Genomic DNA, 24,091 nt, shown 5'->3' on the forward strand with positions numbered 1-24,091 from the left:
GTTCGGTGTTCCGGTGGCCACAGCGGAGGGGAAACGCCCGGACCCATCCCGAACCCGGAAGCTAAGCCCTCCAGCGCCGATGGTACTGCGACCGCCAGGTCGTGGGAGAGTAGGACACCGCCGGAACACCCAACCACCCCCGCTACGAGCCGTGTGACATCTCGAGAGCGAACAGCGCGGCCCACCGCAGGCCGCGCGACACATCGGGGCAGGACCGTTGCGTCCTGCCCCGTTTCGTCGTGTCAGGAGGACGATCGGTGACCGTGGACCCCCAGGACGGCCGACCCGACCGCTCGTCCCCGACGCGACACGACTCGCGGCCGGGCGGTGGACAGCGCGCCGGCGAGTCCCGTAACGGGTCCGCCGGCGGCGGGCCCCGCGGCGGCGAGCGCAACGGGCCGCGGGACGATCGCGGCAGGTCCGGCGGCTCCGCCGACCGGCGGCGCGATGCTGCCGGAGGCCGCGGAGGCGGTGGCGGGGGACGACCCGACTCGTTCGGCGGTGACCGGACCCGCGGCGAGGGTGATCGTGGCCCCCGTCGCGGCGGTGAGCGCGCGGGCGGGTACCGCGGCGGCCCCCCGGACGAGCGCGGGCGCGGTACGCGCGACACCGTCGGCCGGGGCGGGCGGGACGACGACGGACGGCGCGGCGAGGAGGCGCGGGGCGGGGGCGACCGCCGGGACCCGGCGCGCCGGGAGGACCGGGGACGCGGTGACCGCCCCGGGTACGACCGCCCTCGAGGTGACCGGGCACGGGACGACCACGGCCGGGACGACCGAGGGCGGGCTGACCGCCCCCGGGACGACCGCCCTCGCACCGATCGCCCCCGTGATGACCGTCCTCGTGATGACCGGCCCCGCGGTGACCGGCCGCGAGACGATCGCGGTAAGGCAGATCGGCCCTGTGAGGAGCGGTCGCGCAATGACCGGCCCCGTGACGATCGGTCCCGCGACGACCGGCCTCGTGACGACCGACCCCGGGGGGACCGGCCTCGCGACGACGACCGGGGTCGGCCCCGCGCCGACCGCGGTGCCCCCCGCGACGACCGCCGGAGCGGACCGGGCGGCGACCGTGGGTCCGCCGACCGCCGGCAGGGGGGCCGCGACGACCCTCGCGGCGGCCGGCGATCCGACGACGCCGGGCGCTCGCCCGGGCGTCGGGACGACCGGGGCGGCTCTCACTCGCGGACCCGTGACGACCGCTCCCGGAGCGGGGACCGCCGTGGTCCTCGCGGCGCGGACGACCGTCGTGACCGGCGGGTCGCCGGCGCCGAGCCGGCACAGGGGCGTCCGCGGTCCGAGGACCGTCCGGTGCGCCGGCACCAGGACGCCGTCCCGCGTCCCGTCGAGCCGGCGCTGCCCGACGACGTGACGCCGGACCTGCTCGACCAGGAGGTCCGGCGCGACCTGCGGGGCCTGCCGAAGGACCTGGCCGACAACGTGGCCCGCCACCTCGTCGCCGTCGGGGAGCTCATCGACGACGACCCGCAGGCCGCGCTCGTGCACGCCCGGTTCGCGCGGCACCGGGCGTCCCGGGTCGCGGTCGTGCGCGAGGCGTCCGGGCTGGCGGCCTACCACGCCGGGGAGTGGGCGGAGGCCCTCTCCGAGCTGCGGGCGAGCCGGCGCATGGGCGGTGCCCCGCACGTCGCGGTCATGGCCGACGCCGAGCGGGCACTGGGTCGCCCGGAGCGCGCGCTGGAGATCGCGCGCAGCCCGGAGTCGGCGGACCTGCCGCGCGACGAGGCCATGGAGCTGCTGATCGTCACCTCGGGCGCGCGCCGCGACCTCGGCGAGCACGCCGCCGCGGTGGTCGGACTGCAGGTCCCGGAGCTCGACGTCCGTCGTGAGGACCCGTGGACGCCGCGCCTGTTCTACGCGTACGGCGAGGCGCTGCTCGGCGCCGACCGTCGCGACGACGCGGTGCGCGCGTTCCTCGACGCCGCGCAGACCGACGCCGACGGCGAGACCGACGCGGAGGAGCGGGCGGCGCTCGTCGCGGCCGGCGTCGACGTCCCGCCGGGCGAGCTGGAGGACGCCGAGGCCGTCGCGGACGACGCCGCTGCGGACGAGGCGGACGGCAGCGGTGCGGCCCCCGACGACGCCGTCGCCGACGACGAGGCGGCCATCGACGAGGCCATGACCGACGAGGCCACGACCGACGAGGCCACGACCGACGAGGCCACGAGCGAGGAGGCCACGACCGACGAGGCCACGACCGACGAGGCCACGTCCGACGAGGCCACGTCCGACGAGGCCGACGCCCACGAGGCCGACGCCCACGAGGCCGACCCCGATGACGCCGTAGCGGACCCGGACGAGGCCCCCGCCGACGCCCCGGAGGACGCGACCCCATGACGCGGTACGACGCGCTGCTGGTCGACCTCGACGGCACCGTCTACGCCGGTCCCGACGCCATCCCCGGCGCGGTGGAGGCCCTCGAGGCCGCGCGGGAGCGGGGCGTGGCGGTCTCCTACGTCACCAACAACGCCTCGCGGTCGCCGGCCGAGGTGAGCGAGCACCTCGCCCGGCTGGGGCTGACCCTCACCACCGACGACGTCGTCACGAGCGCCCAGGCCGGCGCGGCCGTCCTGGCGCAGCAGGTCGACTCCGGGTCGAAGGTGCTGGTGGTCGGCACGGAGGCCCTGGCCGACGAGCTGCGGCAGGTCGGCCTGGAGCCGGTGCGCTCGGCGGACGACCAGCCGGTCGCCGTCGTGCAGGGCCACAACCCCGACACCGGGTGGCGCATCCTCGCCGAGGCCTCGCTCGCCCTCGGGCACGGCGCGACGTGGGTGGCCTGCAACGTCGACCCGACGCTGCCCAGCGACCGGGGCATCGTGCTCGGCAACGGCTCGATGGTCGCGGCCCTGCGCACGGCCACCGGCCGGGAGCCGCAGGTCGCGGGCAAGCCGGCCGCGCCGCTGCTGCGCCAGGCCGTCGAGCGGGCCGGGGCGTCCACGCCGCTGGTGGTCGGGGACCGGCTCGACACCGACGTGGCCGGCGGTCACGCCGTCGAGGCCGACACCCTGCTGGTGCTCACCGGCATCTCGACCCCCGCCGACGTCCTCGACGCCCCGACCGACCAGCGCCCCACCCACCTCGGTGCCGACCTCGGCGTCCTCGCCGACCTCGACGCGGTCCGGGTCGACGCGGAGAACGGGTGGCGGGTCGAGGTCGCCGACGGGGCGCTCGAGCTGACCGCGCCGGACACCGACCCCGACCCCGCGGACGACCGGTCCGCGCAGCTCGCGGGGCTGCGGGCGCTCTGCCGGGCGTGGTGGTCGTCGGGCGCCGACGGCGGGCCCGCGGTGCGCCCGTGCGACGCGGCCGCGGACGCCGTCGTGACCGCGCTCGCGCTGCCCCGCGCCGCGAGCGGTTAGCGTGGTCGGCGTGGATCACGACGGACCGGACCCGTTGACGCGGCTGCGCGCGGCCGCGGCCGCCGTCTCGGACCTCGACGCGGACCTCGACGGGGACGACGCGCCCGGCGACCCGGCCGAGCACGACCGCGGCGCCGGGTTCGACGCCGCGGCGCACGCCGACCGCTTCACCGAGCTGCACGACGCGCTGGTCACCGTGCTCGCCGACGTCGACCGGGGCTGACCCGGTGGCCCGCACGACGAGCCGCCGGCTGCGCCTCGACGCCGAGCTGGTCCGGCGCGGGCTGGCCCGCTCCCGGGAGCAGGCCGCGGCCCTCATCGCCGACGGCCGCGTGACCGTCGGCGGCACCGTCGCCCACAAGCCCGCGACCGCGGTCGAGACCGCGGCCGCCGTCGTCGTCGCTCCGGAACCCGACGGCACCGTGGACGACTGGGCCAGCCGCGGCGCGCACAAGCTGCTCGGGGCCCTCGAGGCGTTCGGCGACGTCGCCGTGGAGGGGAAGCGCTGCCTGGACGCGGGCGCCTCCACCGGCGGCTTCACCGACGTGCTGCTGCGCCGCGGGGCGCGCGAGGTGGTGGCGGCCGACGTCGGGTACGGCCAGCTGGTGTGGTCGCTGCGCACCGACGACCGGGTGACCGTCCTCGACCGCACGAACGTCCGCGCCCTGACCCCGGAGGCGATCGGCGGGCCCGTCGACCTCGTGGTCGCCGACCTGTCATTCATCTCGCTGCGGCTCGTGCTCGACGCGCTGGCGGCGTGCCTGGCCGAGGGCGGCGAGCTGCTGCCGATGGTGAAGCCGCAGTTCGAGGTGGGGAAGGACCGCCTTGGCCACGGCGGGGTGGTGCGCGATCCGGCGCTGCGCGCCGAGGCGGTGGAGGGCGTCGTCGCGGCGGCCCGGGAGCGCGGCCTCGGGCTCGTCGACGTCACGGCCAGCCCGCTGCCCGGACCGTCGGGCAACGTCGAGTACTTCCTGCGGCTGCGGCGCGGCACCGACCCGACGCCCGACGACGCCGAGCGGGTAGCCCGTGCCGTGCAGGAAGGCCCCACATGACGGGAGACACCGTGGCCCGGGACGCGCTCCTCGTCGTCCACACCGGCCGGGAGGCGACGCGGAAGGTGGCCTCGACCGTCGCGTCCCGGCTGCACGCCGCCGGCTTCACGCTGCGGGTGATGCCCGACGAGTACTCCACCGACGCGCACCTCTTCGACGACCTGCCGCCCGACGAGCGTCCGATCCGCATCGACCCCGACGACGACGCGGCCAACGGCGCGGAGATCGTCATCGTGCTCGGCGGCGACGGGACGCTGCTGCGGGCCGCGGAGCTCGCCCGCGCGGCCCGGGTGCCGCTGCTCGGCATCAACCTCGGGCGGGTCGGGTTCCTCGCCGAGGCCGACCTCGACGACGTCGACGAGGTCATCGACGCCGTGGTCGCAGCGACCTACCGCGTCGAGGAGCGGATGACGGTGGACGTCGTCGCGCGCTCCGACGGCCAGGAGCTGGGCCGGACCTGGGCGCTCAACGAGGCCATCGTCGAGAAGACGAACTGGGCGAAGCTGCTCGACGTCGTGCTCGAGGTCGACGACCGGCCGGTGTCGGAGTTCGCCTGCGACGGGGTGCTGTGCGCGACCCCGACCGGATCCACCGCCTACGCCTACTCGGCGGGCGGGCCAGTGGTGTGGCCCGAGGTGCAGGCGATGCTGCTGGTCCCCTCGAACGCGCACGCGCTGTTCGCCCGGCCGCTCGTGGTGTCCCCGGAGTCGCGGGTGGCGCTGGAGGTGTCGCTGCGCGGGGACTCCGGGGTGCTGGTGTGCGACGGGCGCCGGACGATGGACCTGCCGCCCGGCGCGCGGGTGGAGATCGTGCGGGGGACGACGCCGGTGCTGCTGGTGCGGCTGCGCAGCCAGCCGTTCACCGACCGGCTGGTGCGCAAGTTCGAGCTGCCGGTGCAGGGCTGGCGCGGCCGGCGGGGCGACTGACCGGAAGGACGGCCCCCGCTCCGCTCACCGAGGCCGACCCACCGTTCGACCATGTGTTCGACTCGGATCGGCGTGTTCGGCCCCGGGTGTCGGACCCCGTCGTTATGGTGACGGCCGTGCTCTCCGAGCTGAGAATCCAGGGCCTCGGCGTGATCGAGGACGCCACGCTGGAGCTGCATCCGGGGCTCACCGCGGTCACCGGCGAGACCGGCGCCGGGAAGACCATGGTGATCACCGGGCTGCACCTCCTGGGCGGCGGACGCGCGGACTCCTCGCGCGTGCGCCGCGGGGCGTCCCGCGCGGTCGTCGAGGGGCGCTACGTCCTGCCCGAGGCCGAACCCGAGCCCGCTGCCGAGGACGACGAGGCAGCGGGGGCCGGGGCGCGGGACGCCGCCGGCATCGCCCGCGACGCGGGCGCCGCCCTCGACGACGACGGGTCGCTCATCGCGGCCCGCACCGTCTCCGCGGACGGCCGGTCGCGGGCGCACCTCGGCGGGAGGTCGGTGCCCCTCGGGGTGCTCTCCGACGTCGCCGACGCCTCGCTCGCCGTCCACGGCCAGCACGAGGCGCTGCGGCTGCTGCGGCCCGCCGAGCAGCGCGCGGTGCTCGACCGGTTCGCCGGGACGGCCGCCGTGGAGGCCCTCGCGCGTTACCGCGACACCCGCGCGCGGTGGCGGACCGCGGTCACCGAGCTCGCCGAGCGCCGCGAGCACACCCGGGAGATGGCCCGCGAGGCCGACCTGCTGCGCCACGGCCTCACCGAGATCGAGGCGCTCGACCCGCAGCCGGGGGAGGACGCCGAGCTCGTCGCCGAGGCCGGCCGCCTGGCCGACGTGGACGACCTGCGCTCGGCCGCCCTCACCGCGCTCGCCGCCGTCGCGGGCCCGCCCGACGGCACCGGCGACGAGCCCGACGCCACCGCCATGGTCGGCGAGGCCCGGCGCTCGCTCTCGGGCACCGAGGACCCGCGGCTGACCGCGCTCGAGCCCCGGCTCGCCGAGGCGTCGACGCTGCTCACCGACGTCGCCGCCGAGCTCTCGGGCTACCTCGACGGGCTCGAGGCCGACCCGGAACGCCTCGCGCGCGTGCTCGAGCGCCAGGCCGCCCTGAAGGGACTCACCCGCAAGTACGCCGCCGACGTCGACGGCGTGCTCGCCTGGGCGCAGACCGCCCGCGAGCGGCTGGCGTCCCTCGACGTCTCGGACGAGGCCCTGGCCGCGCTCGCCGCGGAGGCCGACCGGCTCGCGGGCGAGCTGGCCGAGCGGGCGGCCGCGCTCACCGCGGTCCGCACCGAGGCCGCCGAGCGGCTCGCGGGTGCCGTCACCGCCGAGCTCGACGGGCTGGCGATGGCCGCCGCGGCGGTCACCGTCGTGGTGGGGCAGAAGGACGCCGGCCCTGCGGACCCAGCCGGGCTCGACGTGCCGGGCGCCGGGCGTGTCGTCGCCGGGCCCGACGGCGTCGACGACGTGGAGCTGCTGCTCGCCCCGCACGCCGGGGCGCCGCCGCTGCCGATCGCCAAGGGCGCCTCGGGCGGCGAGCTCTCCCGGGTGATGCTGGCCGTCGAGGTGGTGCTCGCGGGCGCCGACACCGTGCCGACGCTGGTGTTCGACGAGGTAGACGCCGGGGTCGGCGGGCACGCGGCCGTCGAGATCGGGCGGCGGCTCGCGAGGCTCGCCGAGACCCACCAGGTCGTCGTCGTCACCCACCTCGCCCAGGTCGCCGCGTACGCCGACCGGCAGCTCGTGGTCGACAAGGGCGCGGCGGCGAACCAGGACGAGGGCGTGACCCGCAGCTCGGTGCGCAGCCTCGACGACTCGGAGCGGGTCGTGGAGCTCGCCCGGATGCTCGCCGGCACCGAGGAGACCGAGACCGGCCGGGCCCACGCCGAGGAGCTGCTGGCCGCGGCGGCGGAGGACAATTGCGGCGGCCCGCCGCCGACGCCGATCACGAAGGGGGTCACCAAGGTCCGGCAGCGCGGCGAGCGCCGCTCCGGGCGCCGGGCGGGCTGAGGCAGCGCGCCGAGGCTGCGGGCTGAGCACGCCCGCCGACCGGCCCAGCGGCGGTACCCGTGGGACGGATGGGGACACCGAGCCGGGTGAGACAGAAGGGTTCCGTCGGCGTGGCGTCGTGGCGTCGGCGGGGTCGGCAGCGACCATCGGGCCATGCGATGGCCAGCTCGGGGAGCGCGCACCACGGAGGCGCCGCCCGGCGTCAGCGGCACGGCCCGGCTGGGGCGTGGCAGTGCGGGAGGCGCGGGCCCGGCGTACCTGCGCCGGCTCGGGCCGGGTGACGTCGCCGTGATCGACCAGGTCGACCTCGACCGCGCGACGGCCACGGCACTGCTCGACGCCGGGGTGGTCGGCGTGGTCAACGCGGCGCCGTCGATCTCGGGGCGGTACCCGAACCTCGGCCCGGAGATCCTCGTCGAGGCCGGGGTCACGCTGGTCGACGACTGCGGGCCCGGGGTGTTCAGCGATCTCGCCGACGGCGCGCCGGTCCGGCTGCACGACGGCGCGGTCCACGTCGGGGACCGCGAGGTGCTGCGCGGGTTCGCCCAGGACCGCGACACCGTCGCCGACCTGCTCGACGAGGCCCGCGGGGGCATGGCCGCCCAGCTCGAGGCCTTCTCCGCGAACACCAGCGAGTTCCTCGGCCGGGAGCGGGGCCTGCTCGTCGACGGGCTCGGCGTGCCCGCGGTCGCGACGACGATGCGCGAGCGCCACGTCGTCGTCGTGGCCGGCGGCTCCGACGCGCTGCCCGAGCTCCGGTCGATCGCGGGCTACCTGCGCGAGCACAAGCCGGTGCTCGTCGGGGTCGGCGAGGGCGCGGCCGCGCTGCGGGAGGCCGGGCACGCCCCGGCGGTGGTGCTCGGCACCGTCGCCGAGCTGGACCCGGGGCTCGCCCGGCGCGCCACCGACGTCGTCGTGCCCGCCGACAGCGACGGCCACGTCGCCGGTCTCGCCCGGCTGCAGGACCTCGGCGTCGACCCCGTTCCGTTCGCCTCCTCGGCGAACCCCGAGGACATGGCGCTGCTCCTCGCGCACGCCCACGGCGCGTCGCTCGTCGTGGCGGTCGGGTTCGACGCGAGCCTCGGCGGCTTCCTCGACCGCGGGCGCTCCGGGTCGATCCCCTCGACGTTCCTGACCCGGCTGCGGCTGGGAACGACGCTGGTCGACGCCCCCGCGGTCGCCGCGCTGCACCGCTCCCGCGGGTCGGCCACCGTGCTCGCGCTGCTGCTCGCGTCGGTCCTCGCGGCCGCGGTGGTCGCCGCCGTCGCGCTCGGGGCGGGCCCCTCGCTGCTGCTGCTCCTCGAGACCGTGGGCCGCGCGATCGGGGCGTGGCTGACCGACGTCTACCGGAGCGTCGTCGGATGATCGCCTTCCGCTACCACGTGGTGTCGGTGTGCGCGGTGCTGCTCGCCCTCGGCCTGGGCATCGTGCTCGGGGCGTCCTCGCTCTCGCAGCCGGTGCTCGGCGCCCTGCGCAGCGACCGCGCCGACCTCTCCGGGCAGCTCGGCACCCTGCGCACCGACCGCGACGCGGCCCGGGCCGCGCAGACGCAGTCCGACCGCGCGCTCGCCGCCGCGGCCCCGGCCCTGCTCTCCGGGCGGCTCGCGGACCGCAGCGTCGTCCTCCTGGCGGCGCCGGACGCCGCCCCCGCCGACCTCGACGCGGTGTCCGGCCTGGTCGCGCAGGCCGGCGGCCATGTCACCGGCCGGCTCGGCCTCACCGACGCCGCGCTCGCCCCCGACCGGGCCGACGCGCTGCGCACCCTCGTCACCCGGGTCCTGCCGGCCGGGGTCCAGCTCCCGTCCACCACCGACGCCGGCACCCTCGCCGGGACGCTGCTGGGGTCGCTGGTGACCACCGGGCGGGGCCCGTCGAGCAGCCCCGCCGAGGTCGGGACGGCGTTCACCGCGCTCGCCGACGGCGGGTTCCTCGCTCCCGGCGCGGCGCCCGCCCCCGCCCAGCTGGCGCTCGTCGTCACCGGCGACGGCGCGGGCCCGGCCCCCGACTCGGCCGGGCGCGCGAGCACCCTGGCGCACCTGGCCGGCGCCGTGCACGCCGGGGGCGCCGGCACCGTCGTCGCCTCCCGAGCCGCCTCCGGCGAGGTCACCGCGGTGCGCGCCGACCACGGCCTGGCCGGGGTGTCGACGGTCGACGGGATCGGGACGACGGCCGGCCGGATCGCCGCGGTCCTGGCCGCCGGCGAGCAGGCCCACGGCGGGGTCGGAAGCTACGGCACCGCGCCCGGGGCGGCAGCCCTGCCGAGCCCGGCGGTCGGCACGGCGGGCAAGGGCGCGGCGGGGGCGGCGCCCGCCTGATCGGGCGCCCGGGCGCGCCGTGGGAGTCGGGCCTGGTCACGGTGCGCCCGGTGTTACGGTGGGGTCCCGTGGACCGGTGCCCGAACGCCCGATACTCCCGGATCGACCCCCTCCTCCTGACGCGCGGTGGCCGCGCCGCGATCGGAGGGATCTCCTGATGCAGCATCCGCGCACCACGAAGCACGTCTTCGTGACCGGCGGCGTCGCCTCCTCGCTCGGCAAGGGCCTGACCGCGTCGAGCCTCGGTCAGCTGCTCACCAGCCGCGGGCTGCGGGTGACGATGCAGAAGCTCGACCCGTACCTCAACGTCGACCCCGGCACGATGAACCCGTTCCAGCACGGCGAGGTGTTCGTGACCGAGGACGGCGCCGAGACCGATCTCGACATCGGGCACTACGAGCGCTTCCTCGACCGCGACCTCAACGCGCGCGCGAACGTCACCACCGGCCAAGTCTACTCCGACGTCATCGCCAAGGAGCGCCGCGGCGAGTACCTCGGCGACACCGTGCAGGTCATCCCGCACATCACCGACGAGATCAAGTCGCGGGTGCTGGCGATGCGGGACGGGGGCGAGGAGGGGCAGGGAGACGCAGCGGAGCGGAGCTCGACCCGGGATGGCGCGCCGGACGTCGTCATCACCGAGATCGGCGGCACCGTCGGCGACATCGAGTCGCTGCCCTTCCTCGAGGCCGCCCGGCAGCTGCGCCACGAGATCGGCCGCGACAACTGCTTCTTCCTGCACGTGTCGCTGGTGCCGTTCCTCGCGCCGTCCGGGGAGCTGAAGACCAAGCCGACCCAGCACTCGGTCGCGGCGCTGCGCAACATCGGTATCCAGCCCGACGGGCTCGTGCTGCGCGCGGACCGGCACATCCCCGAGGAGATGACCCGCAAGATCTCCCTGATGTGCGACGTCGAGGACGACGGCGTGGTCGCCTGCCCCGACGCCCCGTCGATCTACGACATCCCCAAGGTGCTGCACTCCGAGGGCCTCGACGCCTACGTGGTGCGCCGGCTCGGGCTGCCGTTCCGCGACGTCGACTGGACGGTGTGGGGCGACCTGCTCGACCGCGTGCACCAGCCCTCGGAGACGGTGACCATCGCCGTCGTCGGGAAGTACGTCGACCTGCCCGACGCCTACCTCTCGGTCACCGAGGCGGTCCGGGCCGGCGGGTTCGCCCACCGCGCCAAGGTCGAGATGCGGTGGGTGCCCTCGGACGAATGCGCGAGTGCGTCCGGCGCTGCGGCGGCGCTGGCCGGGGTTCACGGGGTGCTCGTGCCCGGTGGGTTCGGCATCCGCGGCATCGAGGGCAAGATCGGCGCGCTCGACCACGCCCGCCGGCACGGCATCCCCGCGCTGGGGCTCTGCCTCGGCCTGCAGTGCATGGTCATCCACGCCGCCCGCGCGCTCGCCGGGATCGAGGACGCGAACTCCGCGGAGTTCGACCCGTCCACCCCCCACCCGGTGATCTCGACGATGGCCGAGCAGACCGACGTCGTCGCCGGCGAGCGCGACATGGGCGGCACCATGCGCCTCGGCGCCTACCCCGCGGTACTCGCGCCGGACACGATCACCCGCGCCGCCTACGGCACCGGCCGGGTCTCCGAGCGGCACCGCCACCGCTACGAGGTCAACAACGCCTACCGCGACCGGCTCGCCGAGGCCGGGCTGGTGTTCTCCGGGACCTCGCCGGAGGGGACGCTCGTCGAGTTCGTCGAGCTGCCGCGCTCGGCGCACCCGTTCTTCGTCGGAACCCAGGCCCACCCGGAGCTCAAGTCGCGCCCGACGCGGGCGCACCCGCTGTTCGCGGCGTTCGTCGCCGCGGCGCTGCGCCACGACGCGTCGTCGCGGCTGTTCGGGCCGGGGCAGGACGAGCAGGACCGGGACGACACCGCGACCGACGGGACCCCGGAGGTCGTCGGCACCGACCTCGACGGCGCCGGGGCCGGCGGTCTCCGCGTCCACGAGACGGCGTCGAGGTGACCACGGAACCGTCGGGACCCGCCCCGCAGGCCCCGCACACCCCGGATACGCTGGTCGACCCGCACCGCGGCCGGCCGTCGCACACGTTCGAGGTCATCTCGTCCGAGACGCTCTACGAGGGCGCGATCTTCGCGCTGCGCGGTGAGAAGGTCCGCATGCCAGGCGGGCGGATCGCCACCCGGGAGAAGGTCGAGCACTTCGGCGCGGTCGCGGTCGCCGCCCTCGACGACGAGGACCGCCTCGTCATGATCTACCAGTACCGGCCCGCGATCGGGCGCCGCATCTGGGAGATGCCGGCCGGGCTGCTCGACGGGGGGACCGACGAGGAACCGGTGGAGGCGGCGAAGCGCGAGCTGGTCGAGGAGGTCGGGATCGCCGCCGACGACTGGTCGACGCTCGTCGACGTCGTCGGCTGCCCGGGCTTCGCCGACGAGTCGGTGCGGGTCTACCTCGCCCGCGGCCTGCACGACGTCGACCGCCCCGCGGCCGCCGACGACGAGGAGGCCGACCTGGTGATCCGGCGGGTGCCGCTGCCCGACCTGGTGACCGGCGCGATGTCGGGCGACCTCGTCAACGGGCCCTGCATCGCCGGGGTCTTCGCGGCCGCCGAGGTCGCCGCCGGGCGGTTCACCCCGCGCCCGGTCGACGCCCCGTGGGTCGACCGGCCCACCGACCTCGCCCGGCGTCGTCAGGGCTGAGGGGTGGACCCGGCGGAGGTCGTCGCGACCTACCTCGACCACCTCGACGTCGAGCGCGGCATGTCCCCGCACACGCTCTCGAACTACCGCCGGGACCTGGGTCGCTACGTCGAGCACCTCGCGCGGACCGGGCGGGACGAGCTCTCCGACGTCGCCGAGACCGACGTCGGGGCGTTCCTCGTCGCGCTGCGCCGCGGCGACGACGAGCACCCGCCGCTGGCCGCGTCGTCGGCCTCGCGGGCCGTCGTCGCCGTGCGCGGGCTGCACCGGTTCGCGCTGGCCGAGGGGATCGTCGGGCGCGACGTCGCCGCCGACGTCCACCCGCCCGCGGCGGCCAAGCGGCTGCCGAAGGCGCTCGACGTCGCCACGGTCGAGCGGCTGTTGACCGCGCCGCCGGAGGACGACCCGCGCGGGGTCCGCGACCGGGCGCTGCTCGAGCTGCTCTACTCCACCGGCGCGCGCATCACCGAGGTCACCGACCTCGACGTCGACGACGTGGACGCCGAGCAGCGCACCGTCGTGCTCACCGGCAAGGGCGGCAAGCAGCGCCTGGTGCCGATCGGGCGGCCGGCGCTGGCCGCGCTCGAGGCCTACCGGGTGCGGGCGCGGCCCGGGTTCGCGGTGCGCGGGCGGGGCACCCCGGCGCTCTTCCTCAACGCCCGCGGGGCGCGGCTGTCCCGGCAGAGCGCGTGGAACGTGCTGCGCGAGGCGGCCGAGCGGGCGGGCATCACCCAGGCGATCTCGCCGCACACGTTGCGGCACTCGTTCGCGACCCACCTGCTCGACGGCGGGGCGGACCTGCGCGTGGTGCAGGAGCTGCTGGGGCACGCGTCGGTGACGACGACGCAGATCTACACGCTGGTCACGGTGGACACGCTGCGCGAGGTGTTCGCGACCTCCCACCCGCGGGCGAGGTGGGCTCCGCCCCCGTGACTAATCCGCCCCCTGACACGGATTACTGCTCACCTTCGCGAAGCGCACCAGGGGGAGATCCGCGCCCGGCGCGGCCACCGCGGAGAGCCCGACCGGGGCGCCGTCGACGCAGCACAGCGGGATCGACACGGCGGGCGCGCCGGCGATCCCGGCCACGCAGGTGAGTCCGAGGGTGGCGGCGCGGGCCGTCTCGAGCGCGGGATCCCCGGGCGGGACGTCGCGCTGCGGCGGGGAGGCCGCCGGGAGGAGCAGCGCGACGCCGTCGTCGAGAGAGCCGGGTCAGCCACGCGGGCCCCGGTGGGCTGAAGGGATGTCGCGGGACGTTCACGAGACGGTGACGAGCCCCGCCGACGGAGACCCACGGCCGTCACGTGGACGTGACCCGGCGTGGGCCCGCTCGGGTCAGTCGCGCAGCGTGCAGACCGCGACGACCGGGGTGTCGCGGTCGGCGAGCCCGGGCACGACGTCGTCGAGGAGCGTCGTCAGCTCGCCGTGCGTGGTGACCCGCCGGGCCGGGCAGCCGAGCGCGGTCGCGAGCCCGGCCACGTCGACCTCCGCGAACCCGGGCCACGGCGCCTTGCCGCCCGCCTCGGCGGCGAGCCGGTCCATGATCGCGTAGCGGCCGTTGTCCATGACGAGCACGAGGACGCCGACGCCGTAGTGCGCCGCCGACCAGAGCGCCTGCACCCCGTAGAGCGTCGAGCCGTCGCCGACGACGGCCACCACCGGGCGGGTCGGTTCGCCCATCCGGACCCCGATCGCCGCCGGCACCCCGAACCCCAGCCCGCCCTGCGCGGCGGAGAGGAACCCGAGCGGCGCGCGGGCCGGGACCAGCCGGTGCAGGTCGGGTCGCGACGACGGTGTCTCCTCGACGACGACGGCGTCGGCCGGTAGCCGGGCGGCGAGCGCGGTGAAGACGGCGGGCGCGTCGAGCGGAGCCTCGCGAGGGGAGGATTCGGTCGCCCTACCCGGCCGAGGGTTCCCGACGTGCGGAAGGGGGGCAGCAGGGAGGGTGGCCGTCAGCGCCGTCACGGTCCGGGCCGGGTCGGCGAGCAGCGCGAGGTCGGCGCGGCTGTGGTGGAGGTCCTCGGCGTCGTCGGTCACCAGCGCGATCGTCGTGCCGGGCGCCACGAGCTCGCCGGGGGAGAACTGGTACTGCCGGAAGACCGGCGCCCCGACGACGAGCAGGACGTCGTGGGCGGCGAGCGTCGAGCGCAGCTCGGCCCGCTCCGGGGGCAGGTGGCCGGCGAAGAGCCGGTGGTCCTGGGGGAAGCCCGCCCGCGCCGCGAACGCCTCCTGCCACACCGGCGCGCCGAGCTGCTCGGCCAGCGCCACGAGGGCCGCCCAGGCCGCGGGCGTGTCGGCGTCGGCGCCGACGACGAGCGCGGGACGGCGTGCGGCGGCGACGAGCCCGGCGAGCTCCGCGACGGCCGCGGGGTCCGGCGCGTGGCCGCGTCGCACGACGCCGGGGCTCGGCAGCACCCGGGGGTCGGCCGGGGCGTCCCAGTCGTCGCTCGGCACGGCGACCACCGCCGGGCCGCGCCCGCTCTGCGCCTCGTGGAAGGCCCGGTCCAGGGCGCCGGGCACGTCCTGGGGGCGCGCCGGCGCGGTCGTCCACACCGGGTACGAGCCCGCCAGACCCTCGAGGTCGCCGGCCAGGAAGGGCCGGGAGGCGAGGTGGCGGCGGTCCTGCTGCCCGACGATCACCACCAGCGGCGTCCGGTTCACCCGCGCGGTGGCGAGCGCGCCGACGGCGTTGCCCAGACCCGCCGTCGTGTGCAGGACCACCGCCGCGGGCCGGTCGGTCGCCGTCGCGTACCCGGTGGCGAGGCCGACGACCGAGCCCTCGTGCAGCGCGAGGACGAAGTCGAGGTCGTCGGGCAGGTCGGTCAGCAGGCGGATCTCGGTGGAGCCCGGGTTGGCGAAGATCCGGTCGAGGCCTCGCCGGCGCAGCACGTCGAAGGTCGCGTCGCGCACCGTGCGGGCCGCGTCGGGCGCGGGGTCCACGTGCTCCACCGGGCCTCCTCGGGGGTCGGGGACGGGGGTCAGCTGGTGGTGCGGTGGCCCGCTGGCGCCGTGTCCACCGGCGCCGGTTCGGGGACCTCGGCGCCGGACCGGCCCACCCCGAGGACGGCGACCGCGCCCAGGGCCGCCACCAGCGCGAACGCGTAGAACCCCCACGGGTTCGCGAGCCCCGCAGCGAGCAGGGCGCCGCCGAGGGCCGGGCCGGTGATGGCGCCGAGGCGCCCGACGCCGCTGGCCGCCCCGAGCGCCGTCCCGCGGGCCGCGGTCGGGTAGTACCGCCCGACCCAGGCGTAGACGAGCACCTGCGCGGAGAACACGAAGATCCCCGAGAGCAGGACGACGGCGTAGACGCCGAGCCCGGGCAGGCGGATCGAGAGCAGGGCCAGGAACACCGCGCCGAGGGCGAACCAGGTGATCGTCGCGGTCCGCACGCCGATCCGGTCGGCGACGGGCCCGCCGACGAGCAGCCCGATCACCGCGCCGACGTTGAGGGTCAGCAGCAGCGCGAGCGCGGCGCCCAGCGGGTAGCCGGCGCTGCGCATGATCTCGGGGAGCCACGTGTTCAGGCCGTAGACGAGCAGCAGCCCCATGAAGGAGGCCACCCAGAACGCGATCGTCGCGCGGCCGCGGCCGTCGCGGAAGAGCTCGCGCACGGGGCTCGTCCGGGGCCGGTCGGCGGCGACGGGGGCCTCGGCGCGCGCCGGGGCGGGATCGCGCGGCAACCGCCGCAGGATCAGGGGCACCAGGACGAGGGCCGGCACGGCGCCGAGCGCGAACATCACCGGCCAGCCGAGGCGCGCGATCAGCCAGATCCCGAGCAGCGAGGCCGCGACCGCGCCCACGTGGTAGCCGGTCATCATGATCGTCGTGGCGGCGTTGCCGCGGCGGGGCGGGGCGTGCTCGGCGACCATCGCGAGCGCCACCGGCAGCACCCCGCCCAGCCCGATCCCGGCGAGGAAGCGCAGCACACCCAGCCACGCGGGGCCCGGCGCGGCCGCGCAGGCCAGGCTGAGGACGGAGAACACGACGATGGTGGCGACGAGGGTGCGGCGGCGCCCGACCAGGTCCGACACCGGCCCGACGGCGAGCGCTCCCACCATCACCCCGACCAGCCCGACCGTCGCCACCACCGACGCCTCGGCGGCGGTCAGCCCCCACGAGGGGTCGCGGAGCAGGACGGGGATGACAACGCCGAGGACGACGAGGTCGTAGCCCTCCAGCGCGACCGCGGACCAGCAGAGCCCGCGCACCCAGCCGGAGGCCGGGGCAGCCGATGTGGATGGTCCGGACATGAGGCACCTCCCGACGGGGGTGACCTCGTCGTCACGCCCCGTGCGCCGGAGTATGGCGGCGGTGAGGTCGCGGGGTCAGCGGCTCCTCGCACTCAGTGGAATCCGGGGCCCTGTCGATCGTCCCGACGACCGAGCCGCCGCGACGCGGCGGTCGCGGCCATCCGCGCGGCGGGCACGAACGGTGGCAGCGGGTTCGACGCCGGGACGACGACGGCGAGGGAGGCCACCACCCGGTCCGTGGCGTCGACGACCGGGGTGGCCACCGAGGCCATGCCCTCGGTCATCTCCTCGTGGGAGAGGCAGTAGCCGGTCCGGCGCACGACGTCGAGGGCCTCGCGCAGCGCGGCCGGGTCGGTGATCGTGCCGGGCGCGAGCCGGGGGAGCCCCCGGGCGAGGACCTGGTCCACCAGCGCCGGCCCGGCGTGGGCCAGCAGCACCTTCCCGGGGCCGCTGGCGTGCAGCGGCATGTCGCGGCCGACCCGGGAGCGCACCGTGCCGTTCTCCTGGCCCGCGAGCCGTTCGACGAACAGGGCCCGGTGCCCGTCGAGGACCACCAGGTGGACGACGTGCCCGGTGGCCGCCGCGAGGTCCTGCATCGCGGGGAGCGCCGCTTCCCGCAGCGTCCGCGCGGTCGGGGCGAGCGCGCCGACGCGCCACAGCCGCATCCCGATCCGGTACCGGCCGCGCCCGATCCGCTCGAGCGCGCCCCACGCGACCAGCTCGGCGACGATGCGGTGGGCGGTGGCCGGGGGCAGCGACGTGGCGGCGACGATGTCGCCCAGGGCGAGCTCGGGGGAGGCGTCGGAGAACGCGGCGAGCACGCCGAGTGCCCGACCCAGCACCGAGCGCGGTGGAGCCCCCGCGATGTCCTCCATGGCGCTGGTCATCGCTGCGGTTGCCCAGGTGGCGATCTCGCCACACCCGGCGAGTCGTGATGGCTCCCGTAGGACGCGCCTCCTAGCCTGATCGGCGACGACGGCCGCAGCCTGCCGCGACGCGGAGGGCGGTGGCCGGGGTCGAGACGGGGAGGAGCTCGGGCATGTCGGCACCACTCTTCGACGCCGACTCCCTGCACATGGGGCCGCCCGAGCAGGGCCGTCCCGAGACGGCGGGCGGGGGCGGCACCGCCGACGGGGCGGACCCCGCGGTGCGGCCCCGTCGGACGATCCCGGAGCCGGCGCCCCTGGGCTCCCACGGTCCGGCCACCGTGCTGGCGATGTGCAACCAGAAGGGCGGGGTCGGGAAGACGACCTCGACGATCAACCTGGGCGCGGCGCTGGCGGAGTACGGCCGGCGGGTGCTCCTGGTCGACTTCGACCCGCAGGGTGCGCTGTCGGTGGGCCTCGGCGTGCAGCCGCACGAGCTCGACACCACGATCTACAACCTGATCATGGAGCGGTCGGTCACGATCGATGACGTCATCCGCCCCACGAGCGTCGAGGGCCTCGACCTGCTGCCGTCGAACATCGACCTGTCGGCCGCCGAGGTGCAGCTGGTCACCGAGGTCGGGCGCGAGCAGACCCTCGGCCGGACGATCGCCCCGGCCACCGAGCGGTACGACTACGTGCTCGTGGACTGCCAGCCCTCGCTCGGCCTGCTGACGGTGAACGCGCTGGCCTGCGCCGACGGCGTGCTCATCCCCCTCGAGTGCGAGTTCTTCTCGCTGCGCGGGGTGGCGCTGCTCATGGACACCATCGAGAAGGTGCAGGACCGGCTGAACCCCAAGCTGGAGATCACCGGCATCCTGGCCACCATGTACGACCCGCGCACCCTGCACACCCGCGAGGTGATGGCCCGCGTCGTGGAGGCGTTCGGCGAGCTGGTGTTCGACACCGTCATCAACCGCACCGTGCGCTTCCCGGAGACGACGGTGGCCGGGGAGCCGATCACCCGGTGGGCCTCGAAGTCGGCGGGCGCGGAGGCCTACCGCGCCCTGGCCCGCGAGGTCATCTCCCGGTGACGCTCGCTCCCGACCGCCACGAGGAACGGACGGGGTTCCAGGTCACCCTGGAGAACTTCACCGGGCCGTTCGACCTGCTCCTGCAGCTGATCGGGCGACACGAGCTCGACGTCACCGAGGTCGCGCTGCACCGGGTGACCGACGACTTCATCGCCTACACCGCCTCGCTCGGCGGCGCGACCGACCTCGAGGAGACGACCGGCTTCCTCGTCGTCGCCGCGACGCTGCTCGACCTCAAGGCGGCCCGGCTGCTGCCCGCCGCCGAGGTCGAGGACGAGGAGGACCTCGCGCTGCTCGAGGCCCGTGACGTGCTGTTCGCGCGGCTGCTGCAGTACCGGGCCTATCAGCAGGTCGCGGCGCTCTTCCGTGAGCTCGAGGGCTCGGCGCGGCGGCGCTATCCCCGCGCGGTGTCGCTGCCCGAGGAGCTGGCCGCGCTGCTGCCGCCGGTCGACCTCGGGGTCGACGCCGCCGGGTTCGCCGAGGTCGCGGCGGCGGTGTTCCGCCCGGTGCCGCCCCCGACGGTCGGGCTGGACCACCTGCACGCGCCGTCGGTCTCGGTGCCCGAGCAGGTCGAGATCATGACGGGCCGGCTGCGCGACGCCGGCCGGCTCACGTTCGCGCAGCTGTGCGCGGACGCGGCGCACGGCGTCGAGGTCGTCGGGCGGTTCCTCGGGGTGCTGGAGATGTACCGGTCGCGCCAGGTCGCGCTCGACCAGGACGAGGCGTTCGCCGAGCTCGCGGTGCGCTGGGCGCCGGACTCCGACGACCGGGGGAGCGCGGCGCTCGACCCAGCCCCCTCGTTCGACGAGGCCCGGTGAGCTCCCCGGACGAGGACCTGCCGGCCCTCACCGACGACGCCGAGCTGGACGCCGCGATCGAGGCCGTGCTCATGGTCGTCGACGCGCCGGTGCCCGCGGGCCAGCTCGCGGAGGTGCTGGAGGAGGCGGTGGTCCGGGTGACCGCCGCGCTCGAGCGGCTGGCGGCGTCCTACGGGGACCGCGGGTTCGAGCTGCGGGTGACCGACGAGGGCTGGCGCTACGCGTCGCGGGCCCGCTTCGCGCCCTGGGTCGAGCGCTTCGTGCTCGACGGGCAGCGGGCCCGGCTGACCCGCGCGGCGCTGGAGACCCTCGCCGTCGTCGCGTACCGGCAGCCGGTGACGCGCTCGCGGGTGGCCGCGGTGCGCGGGGTCAACGTCGACGGCGTGATGCGGACGCTCTCCGCGCGGGGGCTCATCGTCGAGGCGGGCCTGGACGCGTCCACCGGCGGCACGCTCTACCGGACCACGGAGCTCTTCCTCGAGCGCCTGGGCCTGTCCTCGCTCGACGAGCTGCCCCCGATCGCGCCGCTACTGCCCGAGGTGGACGACATCGACGAGCTGTGAGGAGACCCGTGCCCAGCCTCATCATCGTCGGGGTCGGCCCGGGGATCGGGACCGCCGTGGCCCGCCGGTTCGCCGGGGAGGGGTTCGCCGTCGGGATGCTCGCCCGCCGGCAGGAGACCCTCGACGCCGCCGTCGACGCCCTCGGGCCCGGCGCCACCACCTGGAGCCGCCCCGCCGACGTCACCGACGAGCCCGCGCTGCGCGACGCGCTCCGGGCCGTCGTCGGGACCCACGGCACGCCCGACGTCGTCGTCTACAACGCCGCGGTCATCCGGCAGGACGAGCCGGGGGAGCTGGACCAGGCGACGATGCTGGCGACCTACGCCGTCAACGTCGTCGGGGCGATCACGACGGCGGGCCAGCTCCTCCCGACGATGCCGGGCGGCACCTTCGTGATCACCTCCGGGATGCCGACGCCGGACCCGGCCCTGACCAGCCTCTCGCTGGGCAAGATCGGGGTGCGCGGCCTCGTGGAGCTGCTCTCGGCGTGGCAGGACCGGGTCCACGTCGCGTCGGTGACGGTCGGCGGGCCCGTGGAGCCCGGCACCGCCTACGACCCCGACGACATCGCCGAGCAGTACTGGCGCCTCCACACCCGCGAGCTCACCGACCACGAGGTCCGGCACGGCTGACCGACTACCCTGGAGCCTCGTGACCGAGGGTGAGCAGGGAATCCGCCTGCAGAAGGTGCTCGCGGAGGCCGGGGTGGCCTCGCGGCGGCAGGCAGAGATCCTGATGCGCCAGGGTCGGGTGGAGGTCGACGGCGAGGTCGTCAAGGAGATGGGCCGGCGCGTCGACCCGCTGGTGAACGTGATCCACGTCGACGGCAGCCGGGTCGTCACCGACGCCGAGACCGTGCACCTCGCGCTGAACAAGCCCGAGGGGATGCTCTCGACGATGTGGGACGAGAAGGGTCGTCGCTGCGTCGGGGACGTCGTGCTCGAGAAGGCGTCGGGCACGAAGGGCCTGTTCCACGTCGGGCGCCTCGACGCCGCCACCGAGGGGCTGCTGCTGCTCACCAACGACGGCGAGCTGGCCAACCGGCTCACGCACCCGTCGTACGAGGTCCCCAAGACCTACCTCGTCGAGATCCGTACGCCCATCGCGAAGGACCTCGGCCGGCAGCTGCGCGCCGGGGTCGAGCTCGACGACGGCCCGGCCGCTGTCGACAGCTTCCGGGTGATCGACCGGTCCGGCTCGCGGGTCATGGTCGAGGTGGTGCTGCACGAGGGCCGGAACCGGATCGTTCGCCGCATCTTCGAGGCGGTCGACAAGCCGGTGGAGCGGCTGGTGCGCACCGCCGTCGGCGATGTGCACCTCGGCAACCAGCGCGCCGGCACGCTGCGCAAGCTGGGGCGTGACGAGGTCGGCTCCCTGTACAAGGCGGTCGGCCTGTAGCCGTAAGGCACAATGGTCTTCCGGACGGGTGAGGACGACGTCGAGGACCGCTGGGAGGCGTGCCGTGGACCGGCCGGAGATGGTGCTCGCAGGAGTGGTGGCGGTCGACGGACCCTCCGGCACCGGCAAGTCCACCACGGCCCGCGGGCTGGCGCTGCGCCTCGGCGCCCGCTACCTCGACACCGGTGCCATGTACCGCGCCGCCACGCTCGCGGTGATGCGCGCCGGGCTGCCGCTCGACGCCGCCCGCACCGACGCCGACGGGAACGACGAGGCCGTGGCGGTCGCCGTCCGGGCCGCCCTGGTGATGTCCACCGATCCCGCCGAGCCGCGGGTGCTGCTGGCCGGGGAGGACGTCGGCGCCGAGATCCGCGGCACCGAGGTCACCCGCAACGTCTCGGCCGTCTCCGCGCTGACGAAGGTGCGCGAGCACCTGGTGGCCGAGCAGCGCCGCATCGTCGCCGCGACGGTCGCCGAGGGCGCCGGGATCGTCGTCGAGGGCCGCGACATCGGCACCGTCGTCGTCCCCGACGCGCCCCTGAAGATCTACCTGACCGCCTCGGACACCGTCCGCGCCGACCGGCGCACCGTCGAGGACACCTCGGCCGGCCGCGCCGCCGACGCCACCTCGACCGGCGCCGACCTCGCCCGCCGCGACCGCCTGGACTCCTCGCGCGTGTCGTCCCCGCTGCGTGCGGCGCCCGACGCCGTCGAGGTCGACACCTCGGCGCTCGACGTCGACGGCGTGCTCGACCGTCTCGAGGACCTCGCCGCCGAGCGCGGCATGCTCACCCCCGCGCTGGCGCAGGTCGGCGGAGGGCCCCCGAACGGAGGATGAACGTGACGCAGGAACTCCCCGCCGATCTGGGTGCGGAGGAGGCAGTACCGAACGACCTCGGCGAGGAGCGCCCGGCGCAACCGGTGCTCGCCGTCGTCGGGCGACCCAACGTCGGCAAGTCGACGTTGGTCAACCGCATCATCGGCCGCCGCGAGGCGGTCGTGCAGGACGTGCCCGGGGTGACCCGGGACCGGGTCACCTACGACGCGCTCTGGAACGGCCGCCGGTTCACCCTCGTCGACACCGGCGGCTGGGTCCCGGACGCCAAGGGCATGCAGGCCGCGATCTCCGCCCAGGCCGAGACCGCGATGCGCACCGCCGACGCGATCCTGCTCGTCGTCGACGGCCAGGTCGGCTCGACCGCCGTCGACGAGGCCGCCGCCCGGGTGCTGCGCCGCTCCGACCGTCCCGTGCTGCTCGCGGCGACGAAGGTCGACGACGAGCGCGGCATGAGCGAGCTCCCCGCGCTCTGGCGTCTCGGGCTCGGCGAGCCCCACCCGGTGTCGGGGCTGCACGGCCGCGGCTCGGGCGACCTGCTCGACGCCGTGCTCGACGTGCTGCCCACGTCTCCGCGCGACGACGTCGACCTCGAGGGCGGACCGCGGCGCGTGGCGCTCGTCGGCAAGCCCAACGTCGGCAAGTCCAGCCTGCTCAACCAGCTCACCGGCGAGAACCGCGCCGTCGTCGACGCCACCGCTGGGACCACGACCGACCCCGTCGACTCGTTCGTCGAGATCGACGGCGAGACCTGGCAGCTCGTCGACACCGCGGGCCTGCGGCGCAAGGTCAACCAGGCCTCCGGGATGGAGTACTACGCGAGCCTGCGCACCAAGGCGGCGATCGAGGCCGCCGAGGTGACGGTGCTGCTGCTCGATGCGTCCGAGCCGATCGCCGAGCAGGACCTGCGGGTGGCCTCGCAGGTGGTCGAGGCCGGCCGGGCGTTGGTGCTCGCGATGAACAAGTGGGACCTCGTCGACGAGGACCGCCGCCACGCGATGAAGCGCGAGCTGGAGCGGGCGCTGGTCCGCTTCCCCTGGGTCGAGCGGGTCAACATCTCCGCGCGCACCGGCCGCGCCGTGCAGAAGCTCGCTCCGGCGATGCGCACCGCGCTGGAGAACTGGGACCGCCGGGTGCCGACCGGGCAGCTCAACCAGTGGCTCGCCGACGTCGTCGCCGCCACGCCGCCGCCGGTGCGCGGCGGGAAGCAGCCCAAGATCCTCTACGCGACGCAGGCCCAGAACCGGCCGCCGACGTTCGTGCTGTTCACCTCGGGCTTCCTCGAGGCCGGCTACCGCCGGTTCCTCGAGCGCAAGCTGCGCGAGACGTTCCCGCTGACCGGCACGCCGGTGCAGATCAACATGCGGGTCCGGGAGAAGCGCAAGCGTTCCTGACGCCGGCGGCGATACTCAGACGATCAGGTCGGTGCCGGACTCGGTGAAGCTGCCGTCCGGGTGGTCGGCGATCGTGTACCAGGAGCCGTCGGCCAGGCGGTAGGACTGCGTGAACGTGCCGTCGGGAGACCGGTGGACGAGCACGATCGCGCCGGACCCGTCGTCGTGGACGTAGTCGTAGGACCCGTCGGCGTGGTTGGTCGTCATCGAGTGCGACCCGTCGGCCGCGCCGTAGCCGTCGACCGTCGTCCCGTGGCCGTCGTCGGTGGTGAGCGTCCAGCTGCCGTCCGGGGCGGTGTCGCGCTGGGTGGTGCTGCCGTCGGCGCCCACGACGCGTTCGACGACGTGGCCGTCCCCGGTCTCGGCCACGGAGGTGACGCCGGCGGCGGACCGGGGGAGCGGGACCTCCCGGGTTGGCGGCAGCGGTCGCCGTTGACGCTGTTCCATCGCTGCACCTCCGGCCCGCCACCCCGACCCGCACATCCTCCGAACGCGGGGTCGGCGAGGGCAGCAGTA

The 24,091-nt window shown here is 76.0% G+C and carries 23 protein-coding genes and 1 rRNA gene; 19 read left to right on the plus strand and 5 right to left on the minus strand.

The window, feature by feature from the left end:
• Positions 1–9 precede the first annotated feature (9 nt).
• From rrf to xerD, 12 genes are all read left to right on the plus strand, one after another.
• Positions 10–126, plus strand: a 5S ribosomal RNA gene (rrf, locus tag VGH76_RS21060).
• Between the two features lie 1,184 nt (positions 127–1,310).
• The gene (locus VGH76_RS21065) at positions 1,311–2,354 is read left to right on the plus strand and encodes a hypothetical protein (protein ID WP_331558675.1); all 1,044 of its coding nucleotides are present in this window, start codon (positions 1,311–1,313) and stop codon (positions 2,352–2,354) included.
• Positions 2,351–3,376 carry an HAD-IIA family hydrolase gene (locus VGH76_RS21070; RefSeq protein WP_331558676.1) on the plus strand — a complete coding sequence of 342 codons (1,026 nt, stop codon included), beginning with the start codon at positions 2,351–2,353 and terminating at the stop codon, positions 3,374–3,376. The genes VGH76_RS21065 and VGH76_RS21070 overlap by 4 nt, the downstream gene beginning before the upstream one ends.
• Before the next feature lie 10 nt (positions 3,377–3,386).
• The gene (locus tag VGH76_RS21075) at positions 3,387–3,599 is read left to right on the plus strand and encodes a hypothetical protein (protein WP_331558677.1); all 213 of its coding nucleotides are present in this window, start codon (positions 3,387–3,389) and stop codon (positions 3,597–3,599) included.
• Between the two features lie 4 nt (positions 3,600–3,603).
• Entirely contained in the window at positions 3,604–4,428 is an 825-nt protein-coding gene (locus VGH76_RS21080; RefSeq protein WP_331558678.1) for a TlyA family RNA methyltransferase, read from the plus strand.
• Complete coding sequence (locus tag VGH76_RS21085; RefSeq protein ID WP_331558679.1) at positions 4,425–5,354, plus strand: NAD kinase; 930 nt, start codon at positions 4,425–4,427, stop codon at positions 5,352–5,354. The genes VGH76_RS21080 and VGH76_RS21085 overlap by 4 nt, the downstream gene beginning before the upstream one ends.
• 116 nt (positions 5,355–5,470) lie before the next feature.
• Entirely contained in the window at positions 5,471–7,363 is a 1,893-nt protein-coding gene (gene recN / locus VGH76_RS21090) for a DNA repair protein RecN (RefSeq protein WP_331558680.1), read from the plus strand.
• Positions 7,364–7,516: 153 nt separating this feature from the next.
• Positions 7,517–8,728 (plus strand): putative cytokinetic ring protein SteA, encoded by a 1,212-nt coding sequence (gene steA / locus VGH76_RS21095; RefSeq protein WP_331558681.1) that lies wholly within the window; start codon positions 7,517–7,519, stop codon positions 8,726–8,728.
• Entirely contained in the window at positions 8,725–9,678 is a 954-nt protein-coding gene (locus VGH76_RS21100) for a copper transporter (RefSeq protein ID WP_331558682.1), read from the plus strand. The genes steA and VGH76_RS21100 overlap by 4 nt, the downstream gene beginning before the upstream one ends.
• Before the next feature lie 157 nt (positions 9,679–9,835).
• A complete protein-coding gene (locus VGH76_RS21105) occupies positions 9,836–11,659 on the plus strand; it encodes a CTP synthase (RefSeq protein ID WP_414637771.1) in 1,824 nt (607 codons plus the stop codon).
• Positions 11,660–11,709: 50 nt separating this feature from the next.
• Positions 11,710–12,357, plus strand: a complete 648-nt coding sequence (locus VGH76_RS21110; protein ID WP_414637774.1) for an NUDIX domain-containing protein — start codon at positions 11,710–11,712, stop codon at positions 12,355–12,357.
• A gap of 3 nt (positions 12,358–12,360) precedes the next feature.
• A complete protein-coding gene (xerD, locus tag VGH76_RS21115; protein ID WP_331558684.1) occupies positions 12,361–13,290 on the plus strand; it encodes a site-specific tyrosine recombinase XerD in 930 nt (309 codons plus the stop codon).
• Here xerD and VGH76_RS21120 read toward each other — a convergent pair whose 3' ends face one another.
• The 4 genes from VGH76_RS21120 to VGH76_RS21135 form a co-directional block, all read right to left on the minus strand.
• Positions 13,291–13,446, minus strand: coding sequence for a hypothetical protein (locus VGH76_RS21120; protein WP_331558685.1), 156 nt, complete (start codon positions 13,444–13,446; stop codon positions 13,291–13,293). It abuts the gene before it with no gap.
• A 246-nt stretch (positions 13,447–13,692) separates the two neighbouring features.
• Positions 13,693–15,306: a thiamine pyrophosphate-binding protein gene (locus VGH76_RS21125; RefSeq protein ID WP_331558686.1), complete on the minus strand. Its 1,614-nt coding sequence runs from the start codon at positions 15,304–15,306 to the stop codon at positions 13,693–13,695.
• Between the two features lie 29 nt (positions 15,307–15,335).
• Positions 15,336–16,607 (minus strand): aromatic acid/H+ symport family MFS transporter, encoded by a 1,272-nt coding sequence (locus VGH76_RS21130; protein WP_331558687.1) that lies wholly within the window; start codon positions 16,605–16,607, stop codon positions 15,336–15,338.
• Positions 16,608–16,699: 92 nt separating this feature from the next.
• Positions 16,700–17,494: an IclR family transcriptional regulator gene (locus tag VGH76_RS21135; RefSeq protein ID WP_331558688.1), complete on the minus strand. Its 795-nt coding sequence runs from the start codon at positions 17,492–17,494 to the stop codon at positions 16,700–16,702.
• 152 nt (positions 17,495–17,646) lie between these two features.
• On the opposite strand from VGH76_RS21135, the gene VGH76_RS21140 reads away from it, so the two are divergent.
• The 7 genes from VGH76_RS21140 to der all read left to right on the plus strand — a co-directional run bounded on the left by VGH76_RS21140 (position 17,647) and on the right by der (position 23,575).
• Positions 17,647–18,567, plus strand: a complete 921-nt coding sequence (locus VGH76_RS21140) for a ParA family protein (protein ID WP_331558689.1) — start codon at positions 17,647–17,649, stop codon at positions 18,565–18,567.
• Positions 18,564–19,385 (plus strand): segregation and condensation protein A, encoded by an 822-nt coding sequence (locus VGH76_RS21145; RefSeq protein WP_331558690.1) that lies wholly within the window; start codon positions 18,564–18,566, stop codon positions 19,383–19,385. Before VGH76_RS21140 ends, VGH76_RS21145 begins: the two co-directional genes overlap by 4 nt.
• The gene (gene scpB, locus VGH76_RS21150) at positions 19,382–19,948 is read left to right on the plus strand and encodes an SMC-Scp complex subunit ScpB (RefSeq protein WP_331558691.1); all 567 of its coding nucleotides are present in this window, start codon (positions 19,382–19,384) and stop codon (positions 19,946–19,948) included. Before VGH76_RS21145 ends, scpB begins: the two co-directional genes overlap by 4 nt.
• A gap of 8 nt (positions 19,949–19,956) precedes the next feature.
• Entirely contained in the window at positions 19,957–20,580 is a 624-nt protein-coding gene (locus tag VGH76_RS21155; protein WP_331558692.1) for an SDR family oxidoreductase, read from the plus strand.
• Between the two features lie 19 nt (positions 20,581–20,599).
• Entirely contained in the window at positions 20,600–21,346 is a 747-nt protein-coding gene (locus tag VGH76_RS21160) for a pseudouridine synthase (protein ID WP_331558693.1), read from the plus strand.
• Positions 21,347–21,425: 79 nt separating this feature from the next.
• On the plus strand, positions 21,426–22,184 hold the full coding sequence (cmk, locus tag VGH76_RS21165) for a (d)CMP kinase (protein ID WP_331558703.1): 759 nt from the start codon (positions 21,426–21,428) through the stop codon (positions 22,182–22,184).
• A 26-nt stretch (positions 22,185–22,210) separates the two neighbouring features.
• A complete protein-coding gene (gene der / locus VGH76_RS21170; protein ID WP_331558704.1) occupies positions 22,211–23,575 on the plus strand; it encodes a ribosome biogenesis GTPase Der in 1,365 nt (454 codons plus the stop codon).
• Positions 23,576–23,590: 15 nt separating this feature from the next.
• Here der and VGH76_RS21175 read toward each other — a convergent pair whose 3' ends face one another.
• On the minus strand, positions 23,591–23,944 hold the full coding sequence (locus VGH76_RS21175; protein WP_331558694.1) for a hypothetical protein: 354 nt from the start codon (positions 23,942–23,944) through the stop codon (positions 23,591–23,593).
• Between the last annotated feature and the right edge of the window lie 147 nt (positions 23,945–24,091).

The sequence above is a fragment of the Actinomycetospora sp. genome (genome assembly GCF_036497585.1).
In the GTDB taxonomy this organism is placed as follows: Bacteria; Actinomycetota; Actinomycetes; order Mycobacteriales; family Pseudonocardiaceae; genus Actinomycetospora.

Excerpts from the sequence above, each read along its gene's own strand:
- VGH76_RS21085 (WP_331558679.1), top strand. The coding sequence starts at position 4,425 with ATGACGGGAGACACCGTGGCCCGGGACGCGCTCCTCGTCGTCCACACC.
- VGH76_RS21130 (WP_331558687.1), bottom strand. The coding sequence starts at position 16,607 with ATGTCCGGACCATCCACATCGGCTGCCCCGGCCTCCGGCTGGGTGCGC.
- steA (WP_331558681.1), top strand. The coding sequence starts at position 7,517 with ATGCGATGGCCAGCTCGGGGAGCGCGCACCACGGAGGCGCCGCCCGGC.
- VGH76_RS21100 (WP_331558682.1), top strand. The coding sequence starts at position 8,725 with ATGATCGCCTTCCGCTACCACGTGGTGTCGGTGTGCGCGGTGCTGCTC.
- VGH76_RS21105 (WP_414637771.1), top strand. The coding sequence starts at position 9,836 with ATGCAGCATCCGCGCACCACGAAGCACGTCTTCGTGACCGGCGGCGTC.
- VGH76_RS21140 (WP_331558689.1), top strand. The coding sequence starts at position 17,647 with ATGTCGGCACCACTCTTCGACGCCGACTCCCTGCACATGGGGCCGCCC.
- cmk (WP_331558703.1), top strand. The coding sequence starts at position 21,426 with ATGGTGCTCGCAGGAGTGGTGGCGGTCGACGGACCCTCCGGCACCGGC.
- VGH76_RS21070 (WP_331558676.1), top strand. The coding sequence starts at position 2,351 with ATGACGCGGTACGACGCGCTGCTGGTCGACCTCGACGGCACCGTCTAC.
- VGH76_RS21135 (WP_331558688.1), bottom strand. The coding sequence starts at position 17,494 with ATGACCAGCGCCATGGAGGACATCGCGGGGGCTCCACCGCGCTCGGTG.